Genomic DNA, 15,929 nt, shown 5'->3' with positions numbered 1-15,929 from the left:
GCTGGAGGAAAGATTTTCGCCCGATTCAGGCTCCCGGAGACGCCTGGCGGCCTCTCGGGCGCAGGGCCGCCCTGCGGAGGCTCCGAATCGGGTCGGGGGGCGGCCTCAGGAGGGCGGGCCGCCCGCGAGCAGCCGCTCGATGGCGGCGAGGCTGCGCTCCTGCAGGGGCGACAGGCGCTTCTGCGCCGCGAGAGGCCGCAGGATCTCGCGCGCCCGCAGGTAATGGCCGCGGGCCTTGTCGGGCTCGATCTGGGCGAGGCGCAGCAATCCGGAGACGGCTTCGACGGCGGCGTCCTGACGCTCCGGCCCGCTCCGGGCGAGGCGTTCGTCCAGATCGACGCCCTCCCGGAAGCGGCGTCCGGCTTCGGAGAGGTCGCCTTCGGCCACGGCCAGTTCGCCCAGCCGCTTCACCACGGCGCCGAGGGCGCCCAGAGCCGCAGGCGAATCGGGATCGGCGGCGTTCAGACGCCGCGTCAGATCCAGCCCCGCCTCGAAGCGCCTGCGGGCCTCGGGGAGATCTCCCTCGGCGAGGGCCAGATTCCCGATCTTCCGGTGCAGGCCGCTCAGGCTGCGCGCCGAATCGGAGGGCGCGGCGCCGGCCATGTCTTCGAGGATCCCGGCGGCCTCCGCGAATTGCCGACGCGCCACGGTGGGATAATCCAGCGCCACCGCCAGATCCGCCAGCAGCTCCAGGGAGAAGGCCAGCTCCAGCCTTTCCCGCAGGCTGTCGGGCGCGGCCTGCGCGAGCCTCCGGGCGACGGTCACCCGGGCCTCGTGGCGCTTGCGGGCCTCGACGAGATCGCCCCGCAGCTCCGCCATGCGCCCGAGCCGGGTCTGGACCTGGCCGAGATCGCGCTGAAGCGGGAGATGGGCGGGGTGGGCTTCTCCCAGATTGCGGGCCAGCCTGAGGGCGCGCTCGTAGACGGCTTCGGCTTCGGCGGCTTCTCCGGCTCTGGCGGCGGCGTCGCCCAGCCGGAGGGTCGCGAGGAGCAGGCCGCGCTGAGCCTGAGGATCGGCGGGCTTCTGCGCGGCCATTCCGGCGGCGCGGTCGAGCGCCTCCCCGGCCAGCAGGCGCAGTTCGGCGGGCTCTCCGGCCAGAGCCCCGAGCCCCAGACGCCCTTCGACCGCCGCGAGGCGTCCGGAATCGGTGCGGGCGGCCTCTTCGGCGCGGGTCAGGGCGGCGAGGGCCTCGGGGCCGCGCCCCAGATGCGCCTGAGCCCGCGCCAGAAGAAGCCAGGGCCAGACCTCGGCCTCCGTCTGTTCGGCGGCCTCCTGGAGCAGGGCCGCGCCGCGTTCGGGATCGCCGTCGGGGAAGATCAGCGCGCCGAGGATCAGGGCGGCCTCGCGGGATTCGGGGCTGTCTTCGGGGGCGGCTTCGTAGGCCGCCTCCGCCAGAGCCGAGAGGGCGGCGAAATCGCCCGTCTCGGCGCGGCGGACCGCCGCCTTCAACAGGGCGTCCTGACCGCCTTCGGCCTCGGTCCGGAGCGCGTCGAGCATCTGGCGCTGGAGATTCGCGCCGCCCGAGATCGCGGCGAAATGCGTCCCGAGCAGCTCCTCCGAAGCGCGGAGGCTCAGGCGCGGGGCCGAGGCGGGAATGGAGCCCGTGGCCAGATCCTCCGCGAGCGCCGCCCCAGGCGACTCGCCGCGCGGCTTCGCCGCCAGAAACAGCGCGCCCGAAGCGAGGCAGACGAAGGCGCAGGCGGCGCCGATCTGCGCCCAGAACAGCGGGTCGCGCCGCTTGCGCCGGGGCCTGGTCCGGGCGGCGCGGGGCTTCGCGCTTCCCGGAGTCCGGAGCGTCTCCCTCGGTTTTTCGCGTCGCCCGCGCGGCGGTTTCCTGTCGGTCATGGTCGATCTTCCTCAGCGCGTCGCGGGGCCGTGATCTTCGGCGCGGAGTCAGAATCGCCTCATCTTCGTAAAGGATGCGCTAGCGGTTGTGGGAAATCCGGCGCTTTCCTGCGCAAGGAGGCGCGAGAAACGGCTCCGACGCCCGTTTTCTTGTCTCCTTCTTAAGGTTGATGCGGCCCGGACGCGCGGCGGGTGGCGCCCGGCGCAGGACGGCGCCAGGATGCCGGGACAAAGGGCCGCAGAACGCCCGTCGTGAAGAAATTTCGGGAGGAACCCCATGGACGCCGCCACGGACGCCGTGAAGGCGCCCGCCGCCGCCGAGGCTCCGGCGCGGCTGGCCGCATGGATTCGCGAAGGCCTCGTCGGACACGAACATCTCGTCGAGCGCCTGATGATCGCGCTTCTGGCGGGCGGGCATGTGCTGATCGAGGGGCCGCCGGGCCTCGCCAAGACCCGCGCCGTGCGCCGCCTCGCCGAAGGGCTGGATCTGGGCGCGGAGGCGGGAGAGGCCGGAGGCTTCGCCCGCGTGCAATGCACCCCCGACCTCATGCCCTCCGATCTGATCGGCGCCCAGGTCTTCCGCCGCGCCAGCGAGGAATTCGACTTCGTCCAGGGGCCCTTGTTCCACTCCCTCCTTCTGGTGGACGAGATCAACCGCGCCCCGCCCAAGACGCAATCCGCCCTGCTGGAGGCCATGGCCGAAAGCCAGGTCACGGCGGGCGGCGTCACGCGGCGCCTGCCCGATCCCTTCATGGTGGCCGCCACCCAGAACTCCATCGAGCATGAAGGCACCTTTCCCCTGCCCGAAGCGCAGCTCGACCGCTTCTTGCTGCATGTGAAGCTGGGTCTGCCCGGCGCCGAGGCCGAAAGGGCGATTCTCGACCTCGTGGAGACCGAGACCCGCGCCGACCAACCTGCGCCGCCGCCCCTGCGTCTGACCGCCGGGGAGATCCGCGCGGCCAGAGCGGCGGCGGCTCGCGTGCATCTGGCGCCGCCGCTCAAGGATTACATCGTGCGCCTGACCATGGGCGCCCGCGAAACCGAGGGCGGGCCTCTGGAGGGGCTGATCGCCCATGCGGTTTCGCCGCGCGGGACTCTGGCTCTGGCGGCGGCGGCGCGGGCGCGGGCTCTGCTGCATGGCCGCGCCCACGCCCTGCCCGAGGATGTGGAGGCCCTCGCGCCCGACGCTCTGGCCCATCGGCTCATCCCGAGCTGGCGCGCCTCCGCGGAGGGGGTGGATTCCCGCGAGATCGTCGCGCGGCTGCTGGCCCATGTCCGGCCTTACTGAGGTCTCCGCCGAGGCGCTCATGGCGCTGAGGGGGCGGGCTCTGGCGGGGCGCCGCGAGGCTCCGGCTCTGGCGCGGCGTCCGGGGAGCGCGCCCGCCCGTCCGCGCGGACAGGGCCACGAGATCCGCGAGCTCCGGCCTTACGTCGAGGGCGACGACCCCCGCTGGATCGACGCCGCCGCCACCGCCCGCAGCGGCGCGCCGCAGGTCCGCGCCTTCCATGAGGACCGCGACCGCGCCCTGACCCTCATCGCGGATTTCCGGCGGCCGATGCTCTGGGGCGTGGCGCGTTTCCGCTCCGTGGCCGCCGCCGAGGCGCTGATGGTCGAGGCCTGGCGCGCTCTGGAGGAAGGCGGAACGGTCGCGGCGGCGGCGCTCACCGAAGCGGGGCTGCTCTGGCGGGCTCCGGCGGGACGGGCGCGCGGGGCGGCTCTGGTCGCGGGATTCCTGGAGCGGGCCCATGCTTCGGCTCTGGCGGCGGCGGCGCTCATGGAGGATCCGCAGCCGCGCGAGCTGGCGCCGGATCTTCTGCGGGCGGCGCGTCTGGCGCCCCGGGGCGCGAGCCTGCTGCTCGCCAGCGCCTTCGACCGCCCCGGCGCGAGCCTCGACGCGGCCTTCGGCGAGATCCGGCGGCGGGGGCCCTTGCGGGTTCTGCTCGCGACGGAGGAGTTCGAGCGCGCGCCGCCTGCGGGGGTGCTGCCTTATCTCGATGAGGCGGGAGAAGCGGGATTCGGGCGCTTCGACGGGCTTCCGGCGCGTCTGGCCGCGCTGAAAGGCTCTCTGGAGCGCCAGGGGCTGCAAGTCTCCGAGATCGGAGGCCCCGATGGAGCCGCTTGATCCTGTCCGCGACCTGCATCCGCCGCGCCTGCCGGAGGCCTTCGCGGGGCTCGGCTGGCCGGAGATCGCCACGGCCTTCGGACTGGGGATTCTGGCGGCGCTGCTGCTCTTCGAGATCGCGCGGCCCTGGCTGAAGCTCAGGCGGCGGGCGCGTCTGGAGGATCGTCTGGCGGCCCTGCGCGACGCCCCCGCCGAGACGCGGATTCTCGGGCTGATGGAGATCGCCCGCAGCCTCGACCGGACGCCGCCCGAGGATCTGCGCGCGGCGCTCTACGCCCCCGCCGGAGCCTCGGAGCGCGCGGCTCTGGCGGATCGTCTCGAAGCGGCCCTGCGCGCCCTGAGGAAGAAGGCGCCGCCATGACCGCAGATCTCGCCTTCTCGACGCCCTGGGCCTTGCTGCTGGCGCCTCTGGCCTGGGCGGTCTGGCGCTGGGCGCCGCCCCGCGCGGCGACGGCGGGAGCTCTGGAGCTGCCCGAGAGGCTGGCCTCGGCGGCGCGGCCCTCAGGTCCGGCGGGCGAGGGCGGAAGGGGGGCTCTGGCGCTCCGGATCCTGCTGTGGCTGGGGCTGGTTCTGGCTCTGGCGGGGCCGCAGCGTCTGGAGACGGCGCCCGACGTCAGCGCCTCGGGCCGCGACATCATGCTCGCGCTGGATCTCTCCGGCAGCATGCTGATCGAGGATTTCGACCTCGACGGCGAACGCGTCTCGCGGCTGGAGGCGGTCAAGCGCGTGGCCGCGAATTTCGTCGAGCGGCGGCGCGGAGACCGCGTCGGGCTGACGCTCTTCGCGGATCGGGCCTTCGTGGCGGCGCCTCTGACCCATGACCTCGCGGCGGTGCGTCAGGCGGTGGAGGAGGCCCAGATCGGTTTCGCCGGACGCGCCACGGCGCTCTCCGAAGGGCTCGGGCTGGCGCTGAAACGGGCGGTGGCCTCCGATTCGCCGAGCCGCGTCGTGGTGCTGCTCTCCGACGGGCGCGACACCAGCCGTCGCATCGAGGCGGAGCAGGTGGCGGCTCTGGCGGCGAGCCACGGCGTGCGCATCCACACCATCGCCCTCGGGCCGGAGGATCTGGAGACCCGCCCCGCCTCCCGCGACGCCGTGGATTCCGCCGCCCTGCGTCTCATCGCCGAGGAGAGCGGCGGGCGCACCTGGCGCGTGCGCGGCATGGAGGATCTCGAAGCCATGGCCGAGGAGCTGGACCGGCTGGAGCCCAATCCCTCCGGACGCCCGCCGGTGACGGCGGCGCGGCCGCTCTGGATCTGGCCCGCCCTGGCGGCTTTCCTGGCGGCTCTGGGGCTGGGGATCTTGCGGGAGGCGCGGCGATGACCGGCGATCTTCTCTGGCTGAGGCCCTGGTGGCTGGCGGCGATTCCCCTGCTGGCGGCGGCGGGCTTCTGGATCTGGCGCAGGCGTCGCGCGGGGGCCTGGGCCGCCCTCCTCGCGCCGGAGGTCCGCGCGAAGCTCCAGGAGATGGGCCGCTTCGCCCCCGGAGGCCGCGACCTCGCGGTTCTGGCGCCTCTCGCGGCGGCGGCTCTGACCGCCCTCGCGCTGAGCGGTCCGGCGCGGCTGCGGCTGTCCGAAACGAGCTATGAGCGCGTGGACCCGATCCTCATCGCCTTCGACCTCTCGCCTTCGGTGGCGCGCGGCGAAAACCTCGCCGACGCCCAGGCCGCCGCCGCCTGGATCCTCGGCCGCGCCGAGGGCCGCCCTGTCGGCCTGATCCTCTACGCCGCCGACGCCTATCTGGCCAGCGCCCCCACCACCGACGCCGCTGCGCTCGAAACCCTCATCGGCGCTCTGGGCCCCGACACCATGCCCGTGACCGGCAGCCGTCCGGATTTCGCGTTGAATCAGGCGCGAGCGCTCTTCGGCGAGGCGGGGGCGGCGACGCGTCCGGGACTTCTGGGCGCGGACGTCGTCTTCATCAGCGACGGGGCGGGGATCGGCCTCCACGCCGAGGAGGAGGCCGCGCGGCTCAAGGCCGAGGGCGCGCGGGTCTGGGCTCTGGGTCTGGACCGCCCGCCGCCCGAAGGCGCGCCCCCCGCCGATCCCGAGGCCTTGCGGCGTCTGGCGGCGGCGGGCGGCGGCGGCTTCGCTCCGGCGCGCGATCCCGGCGCCGCGATGGAGGCGATTTCCCGGGCGCGACGGGGCGTCCTGGCGCGGAGTCCGCTGGCGCCTCAGGCCTTCGAGGATTTCGGGCGCTGGATTCTGCTGGCGGCTCTGCCTTTCGCGCTGATCCTCTTCCGGCGCGAGGCTCCGATCCGCAGGGGGAGGGACGCGTCATGAGGCGTTTGCGGCTCTGGCTGGCTCTGGCGGGGACGGCGGCTCTGGCGGCGGGCGGCGCGGCGGGCGCCGGAAAGCTGGCTCTGGTCCTCGGGGCGCCGGGTTTGGCGGCGAAGCTGATCTCCGATCCGGCGACGCGCGGCGCGGCGCTCTATCAGGCGGGAGACTACGCCGCCGCCGATCGCGCCTTCGCGGAGGCCGGGCGCAGCTCGACCTACAACCGGGGGCTCTCTCTGGCCGCGACGGGGCGTTACGCGCTGTCGGTGGCCTATTTCGACGCGGTGCTCTTCGCCAATCCCGTGGACGCCCAGGCCCGCGACAATCGCGCGGTGGTTTCGCGTCACGCTCCGGTCGTGGTCGGCGAGAGCGACGGCAAGGGACGCATCGCGGTGAAGGTGGCGCAGCCCTCGGGGCCTCCGGTCGAGAGCTTTTCGCATCTGCGCAAGCCTCTGGACGAGGGCGGCCGCGTCGCGGACGACGCCTGGCTGGACGGCCTCGCCGATGATCCGGGCGAGTTCCTGCGTCTGCGTCTGGCCGACGAGAACCAGCGCCGGATTTCTCTGGGCTTCGTGCCCCATGAAGGAGGCGATCCATGGTGAGGCGCGCTGTTCTCTTCCTGGCGCTCTTCGTCTCCGCCGCTCGGGCCGAGGAGGGCCTCGGCGAAAAGACCCTGAGCTTCGTTCCGCATCCCACCTCCTCCTCGATCATTCAGGGCGAGATGGTGCTCGCCACCCTGCGCGGAGTCTATGACCGCAAGATCGCGCTGGAGAAGATGACCCTCTCGCCCTCGGCGGATTTCGACTGGATCCAGCTGGGTCCGGACGTCTGGCGCGAGGAGCGCGTCGAGGGCCGCTCCTTCCTGACCTTCGAGCGGCCTCTGGCGATCTTTCCGAAACATGGCGGCCTCTCGAATTTCGGGCCCGCCGAACATGACCTGACGATCATCACCGCCGCCGGAGATCGTCAGCCGATGAAGGTCAGGGCCCAGCCTCTGACGCTTTCGGTCTCGCCCATGCCCGAGGAGCCCATCGACAGCCCCCATGGGATGCATGGCCTGACGCCCTATGAACGCGAAACCGCCTGGCGCTTCGCCTCTTCGCGGGTGGAGGCCGAGGAGAGCTTCAGCGCCGATCCCTCCGCGCTGAAGGACGGCGAGACCGTGACCCGCACCGTGACCTTGCGGGCCTGGGGCGTCCTGCCGGAGATGCTGCCGCCGCGTCCGGCCATCGACGAGGAATGGCTCATCACCTTCACCACGCCCACCGAGCGCCGCCTTGAGCGCACGCCGGAAGGCCCGATCTCGACGGTGGTCTGGCGCTGGAGTTTTCGTCCTGAAACCGGCGAGCCCGGCGTGATCAAGGCGATTCCCATTCCCTTCTTCAACACCCTGACCCGCGAGATGGACCGCATCGAGATTCCCGCCATGCCCATCGGCTACGCCAGCTTCGCCAGCTCGCAGATCCAGGGCGGGGAGACTTCGCCGGCCAGTCGCCGGGGGACGGTTCTGGCCTTGCTGCTCGGCATGGGCGGAGGCCTGGCGCTTCTGGCGCGGAGCTACGCCCCGGAGCAGGCGGGGGCTCTGGGTGCGGCCTGGACGCGGCTGCGCCGGAGGCTCGCGCCGGGGCCTTTGCTGCGGCTCAGGGCGGCGGCGCGCGGCGGCGATCTTCTGGCCTTGCGCGGCGCGGCGGAGGCCTGGCTCTCGGCGCGCGAGGCCCGGAGTCCGGCGCGTCTGGCGCGTCTGGAGAGCCTCGACCGGGCGATCTACGGCGGCGGCGCGGAGAATTTCGACGCCGCCGCCTTCCTGAAGGGGTTTTTGCGCGGGCGCTGAGCATTTTCCAGCGAAGCCGAAGGCTTCGCGTCGTGAAAATGCGACCAGATGAAAGGCCGATGCATTTTCCAGCGAAGCCGAAGGCTTCGCGTCGCGAAAATGCGACCAGATGAAAGATGGGAGCCTCGGGAGGACGCTTCAGGAAGGCTCAGGCGCCTTCGGGCGGGGGCTTGCGGATGAGCGGCGCGGCCTCATGCACGAGCGGGCGCAGAGCCTCCGGCTGTGCGGCCAGAAGCTCGAAGAGCTTGCGCCTCATGCGGGGCTCCCAGAAGTCGTTGATGTGCGAGGCCAGCCCTTCGGCGGGCACGAGGTCGCGCCGCGTCTCCATGGTCCTGGCGATCTGGTTGGCCATGTGGATCAGGCGCGCCGCAGGATCGGCGTGATGCTGGGCGTCGGAGGCTTCAGAGGACATGGGCCGGGTTCTCCAGCAGGATGCGGCGCGGATGGGCGAAGATCTCGAAGCGGTCGTCCCGGGCGAGGGCGGCCAGCGTGAGTCCCGCCTCTTCGGCCATCGCCACGGCGGAGGCCGTCGGGGCGGAGACCGCCAGGATCACCGGCGCGCCCAAAGCCGCCGCCTTCTGCACCATGTCGATGGAGACGCGGCTCGTCAGGACCAGAGCCCCCGGGACGCCCTCTCCGAGGCCGCGCCGCGCCAGAGCCCCCGCCAGCTTGTCGAGGGCGTTATGGCGGCCGACGTCCTCGCGCGCGAGGGTCAGGCCTGCGCCCGTCTCCCAGAAGCCCGCCGCATGGACCGCCCGCGTAACGTCGTGCAAGGGCTGATGGGCGCGCAGGGCCTGCATGGCTGCGAGGATCTCCTCCGGACGGATGCGGAAATCGGAATCCGGCGCGCGGCGCGGCTTGCGGGCGGCCTCTTCGAGGCTGTCGATGCCGCAGAGCCCGCAGCCCACCGGCCCGACCATGCTCCGCCGACGTGCGGTCAGGCGCTCGCCCGCCGCATCCTTCAACCAGATCTGAAGGTCCACTCCGAGCGTCGTCGGCAGGACCGTGACGCTCTCGATCTCCTCGGGGCGGGCGATGCCCTCGGTGAGGGCGAAGCCATAGGCGAAATCCTCCAGATCCTGCGGAGAGGCCATCATCACCGCCTGGGTCGAGCCGTTGAAGCTCAGGGCGATGGGGGTCTCTTCGGGCAGGAGGCGTTCGCTGCTCGAAACCGCGCCGCCCGCGACGATCATCCGGGCGGCGGGGCGATGGGTTTTCGGAATTCCCTCGGACATCATTCCGCCGCCGGGAGAATCCGCCGGGCGGCCTCGGCCTGAAGGTTGTATTCCTTCTGCCATTCCGAAGGCCCGTTCGAGGGCGAGATCTGCACCGCCGTCACCTTGTATTCGGGGCAATTGGTCGCCCAGTCGGAGAAATCCGTGGTGACGACGTTGGCCTGAGTGTCGGGGTGATGGAAGGTGGTGTAGACCACCCCCGGCGACACGCGGTCGGTGATCTTGGCCCGCAAGGAGGTTTCGCCCGCCCGCGAGGCCAGACGCACCCAGTCGCCCTCGCGGATGCCCCGCAATTCGGCGTCATGAGGATGGATCTCCAGAAGATCCTGATCATGCCACAGCACGTTGTCGGTGCGGCGGGTCTGAGCGCCCACGTTATATTGCGAGAGGATGCGGCCCGTGGTCAGCAGCAGCGGATAGCGCGGCCCGGTCTTCTCGTCGGTGGGGATGTATTCCGTGCGGATGAACTTGCCGCGTCCGCGCACGAAGCCCTCGACATGCATCAGGGGCGTGCCTTCGGGCGCCTCTTCGTTGCAGGGCCACTGCACCGAACCGAGGGCGTCGATCTTCTCGTAGCTCACGCCCGCGAAGCTCGGGGTGGTGACGGCGATCTCCTCCATGATCTCGCGGGGATGCTGGTAGCTCCAGCCCGCGCCCATGGCGTTGGCGAGCATCTGGGTGATCTCCCAGTCGGCGTAGCCGTTGCGCGGAGACATGACCTTGCGCACGCGGTTGATGCGGCGTTCGGCGTTGGTGAAGGTGCCGTCCTTCTCCAGGAAGCTGGAGCCGGGGAGGAACACATGGGCGTAATTGGCCGTCTCGTTGAGGAAGAGGTCATGCACGATGACGCATTCCATCGCCGCCAGACCCGCCGAGACATGGCGCGTGTCCGGATCGGACTGAAGGATGTCCTCGCCCTGGCAATAGAGGCCCTTGAAGGTGCCTTCCACCGCCGCGTCGAGCATGTTCGGAATGCGCAGGCCGGGTTCCGGGTCGATGGTCACGCCCCAGAGCGATTCATAGACGGCGCGGGCGGCCTCGCCCTTCACATGGCGATAGCCGGGAAGCTCATGGGGGAAGGATCCCATGTCGCAGGAGCCCTGGACGTTGTTCTGTCCGCGCAGAGGATTCACGCCCACGCCGGGGCGTCCGATGTTGCCGGTCAGCATGGCCAGATTGGCGATGCCGATGACGGTGGTCGAGCCCTGGGAATGCTCCGTCACGCCGAGGCCGTAGTAGATGGCGGCGTTGCCGCCCGTGGCGTAGAGCCGGGCCGCCTTGCGCAGCTCCTCGGCCGGAACGCCCGTGAGCATCTGGGTGGCTTCGGGGCTATGGCGCGGCTCGGCGACGAATTCGACGTAATCCTGGAATTCGTCCCATTCGCAGCGTTCGCGGATGAAGGCCTCGTCGAAGAGCCCTTCCGTGACGATCACATGGGCCAGAGCCGTGACCACCGCCACATTGGTTCCGGGGCGCAGGGGCAGGTGATGCGCCGCCTTGATATGCGGCGACTTCACCAGATCCGTGCGGCGCGGGTCCACCACGATGAGCTTGGCGCCCTGACGCAGGCGCTTCTTCATGCGCGAGCCGAAGACCGGATGGGCGTCGGTCGGATTGGCGCCGATCACGAGGATGACGTCGCTCTGCTCGACGGAGTCGAAATCCTGCGTGCCCGCCGAAGTGCCGTAGGTCTGGCCGAGGCCGTAGCCGGTCGGGGAATGGCAGACGCGGGCGCAGGTGTCGGTGTTGTTGTTGCGGAAGACGGCGCGGGTCAGCTTCTGCACCAGATAGGTTTCTTCATTGGTGCAGCGCGAGGAGGTGATCACGCCGATGGACTGACGCCCGTATTTTTCCTGAAGCCCGCGCAGGCGGTTGGCGGCGAAGCTCAGGGCCTCTTCCCATGAGACTTCGCGCCAAGGCTCGTCGATGGTCTCGCGGATCATCGGATTGAGGATGCGGTCCTTATGGCTGGCGTAGCCATAGGCGAAGCGGCCCTTGACGCAGCTATGGCCGCGATTGGCCTTGCCATGCTTCCAGGGCACCATGCGCACGAGCTCGTCGCCGCGCATCTCGGCCTTGAAGCTGCATCCGACGCCGCAATAGGCGCAGGTCGTGATGAGCGAGCGGTCGGGATCGGGCGTGCCGATCTCGATGACCGATTTTTCCTGAAGCGTGGCCGTCGGGCAGGCCTGCACGCAGGCGCCGCAGGAGACGCAGGCCGAAGACAGGAAATCGTCGAAGACGGCGCCCGCCGAAACCCGGCTGTCGAAGCCGCGCCCCGCGATGGTCAGCGCGAAAGTGCCCTGAACCTCCTCGCAGGCCCGCACGCAGCGCGAGCAGACGATGCATTTCGAGGGATCATAGGTGAAATAGGGATTGCTCTCGTCCTTGGGCAGGAAGAGCGGATTGGCCTCGCCGCCATTGGCGCGGGCGCGGAAATGGGTGTCTTCGGCTTCATAGCGCACTTCGCGCAGGCCCACGGCGCCCGCCATGTCCTGCAATTCGCAATCGCCGTTGGCCGAGCAGGTGAGGCAGTCGAGCGGATGGTCGGAGATATACAGCTCCATCACGCCCTTGCGGAGCTGCTTCACGCGCTCCGTCTGGGTGTGGACCTTCATGCCCGGCGTCACCGGCGTGGTGCAGGAGGCAGGAGTCCCCGCGCGGCCCTCGATCTCCACGAGGCAGAGCCGACAGGAGCCGAAGGACTCGAGGCTGTCGGTGGCGCAGAGCTTGGGCACCGCGATTCCGGCCTCGGCGGCGGCGCGCATGACGCTCGTGCCTTCCGGGACCGTCACGTCGAAGCCGTCCACGCTCAGGGTGACCATCTTCCTGGACCGGGAGGCGGGCGTGCCGAAATCGCGGTCGGTCAGGTCGGGGATGATGAGGTCCTTCATTCCGCAGCCTCCTGAGCGCGCGCGAAATCTTCGGGGAAATGAGTCAGAGCCGACATCACCGGATAGGGCGTGAAGCCTCCCAGAGCGCAGAGGGAGCCGGATTTCATCGTCTCGCAGAGGTCTTTCAGAATCCCCACCGCGCGACGGTCTCCGCGCGCGATGCGGTCCACGGTCTCCACGCCCCGCACGGCGCCGATGCGGCAGGGGGTGCATTTGCCGCAGGATTCCACCGCGCAGAACTCCATGGCGAAGCGGGCCATCTGGAGCATATCGGCCCGGTCGTCGAAGACCACAAGGCCCGCATGGCCGATCAGACCGCCCTGTCCGGCGTATTCCTCATAGCCGAACGGCGTCTCGAAGAGCGCCTGCGGGAAATAGGCCCCGAGCGGCCCGCCGATCTGCACCGCCTTGACGGGGCGTCCGGAGGCCGTTCCGCCGCCGATGTCCTCGACGATCTCGCGGAGGCTCAGGCCGAAGGCGGTTTCGAACAACCCGCCATATCTGACGTTCCCGGCGATCTGGAGCGGAATCGTGCCGCGCGAGCGGCCGATCCCGAAATCCTTGTAGAACTGCGCGCCCCGCGCGAGGATGATCGGGACCGTCGCCAGAGAAATGACGTTGTTGACCACCGTCGGCCGCCCGAGGAAGCCTTGCAGCGCCGGGAGGGGCGGCTTGGCCCGCACGATCCCGCGCTTGCCTTCGAGCGAATTCAGCAGCGAAGTCTCCTCGCCGCAGACATAGGCCCCGGCGCCCACGCGCACCTCCATGTCGAAGGCGCGCTCCGAGCCCAGCACCGAACGCCCGAGCAATCCGGCGGCCCGCCCGATCTCCACGGCCTTGCTCATGACGTTCACGGCGTCGGGATATTCCGAGCGGATGTAGACGTAGCCCTGTTCGGCGCCCGTGGCCAGGCCCGCGATGATCATGCCCTCGATGAGGGTGAAGGGATCGCCCTCCATGATAATGCGGTCGGCGAAGGTGCCGCTGTCGCCTTCGTCGGCGTTGCAGACGATGTATTTCTTCGGCCCCGGAGCCTCCGAAACCGTCTTCCACTTGATTCCGGTGGGGAAACCGGCGCCGCCGCGTCCGCGCAGACCCGACTCCGTCACCTCCTGCACGAGGGCGGGCTTCTCCATCTCCAGAGCCCGGCGCAGACCCGCGAGGCCCTCGTGAGCTTCGTAATCGGCGAGGTCCAGCGGGTCGATCACGCCGCAGCGGGCGAAGGTCAGACGCGTCTGGCGCTTCAGCCAAGGCAGATCCTCGGTGCGGCCCAGCGCCAGAGGATGGGCGGCGGGGTCGTCGAAGAAGGCGGACACGGCTTCGGGCGTCATGGGGCCGAAGGCGAAGCGGCCTTGCGGCGTCGCCAGTTCGAGCAGAGGCTCCAGCCAGATCATGCCGCGCGAGCCGTTGCGGATCAGCTCCAGCGCGATGCCGCGTTTCTGCGCCTCGGCCTTCAGCGCGGCGGCGACCTTCTCGGCGCCCAGAGCCTTGGCGGCGGCGTCGGCGGGAAGATGGAGCTTCATGCGCGCGCCTCCTTCAGCAGGGCGTCGAGGGAGGCCTCGTCCAGCCGCGCCCGCAATTCGCCGTCGAGCATGGCGGCGGGCGCGCAGGCGCAGAGCCCGAGGCAGAAGATCGGCTCCAGAGTCACGCGGCCGTCGGCGCTGGTCTCGCCCCAGTCGAGCCCGAGCTTCGCGCGCGCCCGCTCGCCCAGAGCCTCCGAGCCCATGGACTGGCAGGCCTCGGCGCGGCAGATCTTGAGCACATGGCGTCCGGCGGGGAGCTTGCGGAAGTCGTGGTAGAAGGAGATCACGCCATGGACCTCCGCGCGCCCGAGGTTCAGCCCTTCGGCGATGACCTGCACGGCGTCTTCGGGCACATGGCCGAATTCCTGCTGGATCTCGTGAAGGATCGGCAGAAGCGGGCCTTCGCGTCCGGCGTTGGCCGCGACGATCTCCGAAACCCGCGCGCTGACGGCCGGGCCGCTGGCTGGCGAAGAGATGAGGGTCACGCTGGGAATCCTCCATGGTCCTGAAGCCGGACCATTCTCTCCGGGCGGATCAGGGTTGCAAGTCATCTCTCCGGCGGAGGAGGAGGCTCCTCCGCCTGCTCCGCCTCCTCAGGTGGGCGGCGTGAAAGGCGCCGAGCGCCGCGGGGCGGCCTGAGGCGGCTCCTTGAGCTTCGCGCCGTAATCGTCGAGGATCGGGACGCCCGCATCGATCAGGATGCGGTCGATCTCGGCCTGATTGCGACGGATGATCGAATTGAGCTCATGCTTCCATTCGAGTTCTCCGGCCCGCACGCCCATGGTGATGCGGTAGAAGAGCCTCGGGGTCGCGGTCTCGCCGAGCAGCGGCCGGGCGGTCAGGCCCTCGCGGGCCTTGACCAGCGGCCCGCCGATGGGCCCCCAGAGGATCGCCGCGTCGATCTCGCCCGCCTCCAGATCGTCGAGCATCTGGGCGGCGGGATTCTCGACGCGCCGGTCCACCACGAGGTTGTAGCCTCTGGCCAGGCCGATCATGCCGCGTCGGGCCAGATGGGTGGCGGGCGGAGATCCCGCCACCACGCCGATCCTCTTGCCGTCGAGGCGGGGGTCCGAGAAGGTTTCGGCGCCGGCGAGATCGCTGGCGTCGCGGGTGATCAGGACATGGGTCGAGGTGTAATAGTGATTGGTGTTGAGCACCAGATCGTCGCCCTGGGCGTAGCCCATCACCACGTCGCAGCGTCCGGCCTGGAGCGTCTGGCGGATGAAGCCGGTGACCATCGGGAACCAGGTGTAGCGGACCGGCGTCCCGCGCTTCTCGGCGACGAGATCGGCGATCCTGTTCTCGAAGCCCGTCTCCTCGCGGTTCGACATGGGCGAATTGGCCGGATCGGCGCAGACCCGCAGCGTGTCTCCGGAGACGAGATCGGCCACCTGCGCCCGGGCGGGTCCGCAAAGACCCGCCGTCGCGCCCAGCGCCAGAAGCAGCCTGCCGAGCGGTGTGCGTGTCATCCGTCCATGCACTCCTTTTCCGCGGCGTCGAATTCGGGGCTCTTGGCCTCGCGCTTGGCGGGACGTCCGCGCGGCAGGGCGTCCATGCCGCGGGCGCGCAGGTAGCTGTAGATGTCGTCGAGGTAGCACATGACGTTCTTGTTGGTGCCGAAGGCGGGCATCACCGAATTGCCGCTGGCGCCGGTCACCTGCCGGCCGCTCGCGACCACCTCGACGAAGGCGTAGTAATCGAGGTTCAGCGCCGAGTTCTTCAGCGCCGGGGCGTAGGTGGAGCCTTCGCCGTCGGGGCCGTGGCAGACGTGGCATTCCGCATGATAGCGCCGGAAGCCCGAGAAGGTCGGCCAGTCGACTTCGCCCTTGTCGTTGATGTTGAAGGTGGGGATGTCCTCGGCGTTGAAATAGCGGACGCCGTCGTTCGATGCGGCGGCGACGTCGACGTCCTCGCGGTGCTTCTGCTCCGCCGTCGCCGCGCCCGCCGCCAGAACGCCCGCCAGGGCGAGCCCCAGAGCGGCGCCGGACCACGACGCGCGTCGGGTCGAAGGGGTCATGAAGCTGAGGCTTTTGAAAGCCATTCGCGAATCCTCCCGGAGTTTCTGATTTTGTCGAATGCTAAGCCCTGATCATGGCCGGGCGAAGTCAGCCTTTCGGGGGGCGTTCGGCGCGCGAAGGTCGGGAGCCCCCACAAATGCGGACGCCGCCTCCTTGCGGAGGCGGCGTCGCGCCAGGGATCGTG

15 protein-coding genes are annotated in these 15,929 nt (G+C 70.3%); 7 read left to right on the top strand and 8 right to left on the bottom strand.

The window, feature by feature from the left end; all coding sequences use genetic code 11:
* Positions 1–105 precede the first annotated feature (105 nt).
* Entirely contained in the window at positions 106–1,845 is a 1,740-nt protein-coding gene (locus tag PHN62_RS01875) for a tetratricopeptide repeat protein (RefSeq protein WP_300145496.1), read from the bottom strand.
* Between the two features lie 277 nt (positions 1,846–2,122).
* On the opposite strand from PHN62_RS01875, the gene PHN62_RS01870 reads away from it, so the two are divergent.
* Genes PHN62_RS01870 through PHN62_RS01840 form a run of 7 tightly spaced genes read left to right on the top strand, consistent with a single transcriptional unit; the run spans position 2,123 to position 8,075 of the window.
* Positions 2,123–3,133 (top strand): MoxR family ATPase, encoded by a 1,011-nt coding sequence (locus PHN62_RS01870; RefSeq protein WP_300145493.1) that lies wholly within the window; start codon positions 2,123–2,125, stop codon positions 3,131–3,133.
* Positions 3,117–3,968, top strand: coding sequence for a DUF58 domain-containing protein (locus tag PHN62_RS01865; RefSeq protein WP_300145490.1), 852 nt, complete (start codon positions 3,117–3,119; stop codon positions 3,966–3,968). Before PHN62_RS01870 ends, PHN62_RS01865 begins: the two co-directional genes overlap by 17 nt.
* Complete coding sequence (locus tag PHN62_RS01860; protein ID WP_300145487.1) at positions 3,955–4,329, top strand: hypothetical protein; 375 nt, start codon at positions 3,955–3,957, stop codon at positions 4,327–4,329. Before PHN62_RS01865 ends, PHN62_RS01860 begins: the two co-directional genes overlap by 14 nt.
* Positions 4,326–5,291, top strand: a complete 966-nt coding sequence (locus PHN62_RS01855) for a VWA domain-containing protein (protein ID WP_300145484.1) — start codon at positions 4,326–4,328, stop codon at positions 5,289–5,291. Before PHN62_RS01860 ends, PHN62_RS01855 begins: the two co-directional genes overlap by 4 nt.
* The gene (locus PHN62_RS01850) at positions 5,288–6,250 is read left to right on the top strand and encodes a VWA domain-containing protein (protein ID WP_300145481.1); all 963 of its coding nucleotides are present in this window, start codon (positions 5,288–5,290) and stop codon (positions 6,248–6,250) included. The genes PHN62_RS01855 and PHN62_RS01850 overlap by 4 nt, the downstream gene beginning before the upstream one ends.
* Positions 6,247–6,846 carry a hypothetical protein gene (locus PHN62_RS01845; RefSeq protein ID WP_300145479.1) on the top strand — a complete coding sequence of 200 codons (600 nt, stop codon included), beginning with the start codon at positions 6,247–6,249 and terminating at the stop codon, positions 6,844–6,846. The genes PHN62_RS01850 and PHN62_RS01845 overlap by 4 nt, the downstream gene beginning before the upstream one ends.
* The gene (locus PHN62_RS01840; RefSeq protein WP_300145476.1) at positions 6,840–8,075 is read left to right on the top strand and encodes a hypothetical protein; all 1,236 of its coding nucleotides are present in this window, start codon (positions 6,840–6,842) and stop codon (positions 8,073–8,075) included. The genes PHN62_RS01845 and PHN62_RS01840 overlap by 7 nt, the downstream gene beginning before the upstream one ends.
* A 148-nt stretch (positions 8,076–8,223) precedes the next feature.
* Here the strand turns inward: PHN62_RS01840 and PHN62_RS01835 are convergent, their stop codons facing one another.
* From PHN62_RS01835 to PHN62_RS01805, 7 genes are all read right to left on the bottom strand, one after another.
* Positions 8,224–8,487 carry a formate dehydrogenase subunit delta gene (locus PHN62_RS01835; protein ID WP_300145474.1) on the bottom strand — a complete coding sequence of 88 codons (264 nt, stop codon included), beginning with the start codon at positions 8,485–8,487 and terminating at the stop codon, positions 8,224–8,226.
* A complete protein-coding gene (gene fdhD / locus PHN62_RS01830) occupies positions 8,477–9,268 on the bottom strand; it encodes a formate dehydrogenase accessory sulfurtransferase FdhD (protein WP_300145949.1) in 792 nt (263 codons plus the stop codon). Before fdhD ends, PHN62_RS01835 begins: the two co-directional genes overlap by 11 nt.
* Positions 9,269–9,309: 41 nt before the next feature.
* On the bottom strand, positions 9,310–12,204 hold the full coding sequence (gene fdhF / locus PHN62_RS01825; protein ID WP_300145471.1) for a formate dehydrogenase subunit alpha: 2,895 nt from the start codon (positions 12,202–12,204) through the stop codon (positions 9,310–9,312).
* Entirely contained in the window at positions 12,201–13,727 is a 1,527-nt protein-coding gene (locus PHN62_RS01820; protein WP_300145468.1) for an NADH-quinone oxidoreductase subunit NuoF, read from the bottom strand. The genes fdhF and PHN62_RS01820 overlap by 4 nt, the downstream gene beginning before the upstream one ends.
* Positions 13,724–14,212 carry a formate dehydrogenase subunit gamma gene (locus tag PHN62_RS01815; RefSeq protein ID WP_300145465.1) on the bottom strand — a complete coding sequence of 163 codons (489 nt, stop codon included), beginning with the start codon at positions 14,210–14,212 and terminating at the stop codon, positions 13,724–13,726. The genes PHN62_RS01820 and PHN62_RS01815 overlap by 4 nt, the downstream gene beginning before the upstream one ends.
* A 108-nt stretch (positions 14,213–14,320) precedes the next feature.
* Positions 14,321–15,196 carry a substrate-binding domain-containing protein gene (locus tag PHN62_RS01810; RefSeq protein WP_300145462.1) on the bottom strand — a complete coding sequence of 292 codons (876 nt, stop codon included), beginning with the start codon at positions 15,194–15,196 and terminating at the stop codon, positions 14,321–14,323.
* Complete coding sequence (locus PHN62_RS01805; RefSeq protein WP_300145459.1) at positions 15,193–15,768, bottom strand: c-type cytochrome, methanol metabolism-related; 576 nt, start codon at positions 15,766–15,768, stop codon at positions 15,193–15,195. The genes PHN62_RS01810 and PHN62_RS01805 overlap by 4 nt, the downstream gene beginning before the upstream one ends.
* Positions 15,769–15,929: the final 161 nt, after the last annotated feature.

It is taken from the genome of Neomegalonema sp., from assembly GCF_028688855.1.
Classification (GTDB): Bacteria; Pseudomonadota; Alphaproteobacteria; order Rhodobacterales; family Rhodobacteraceae; genus Neomegalonema.
The sequence above is the reverse complement of the archived record's forward strand: the minus strand, read 5'-3'. Positions and strand labels throughout refer to the sequence as shown.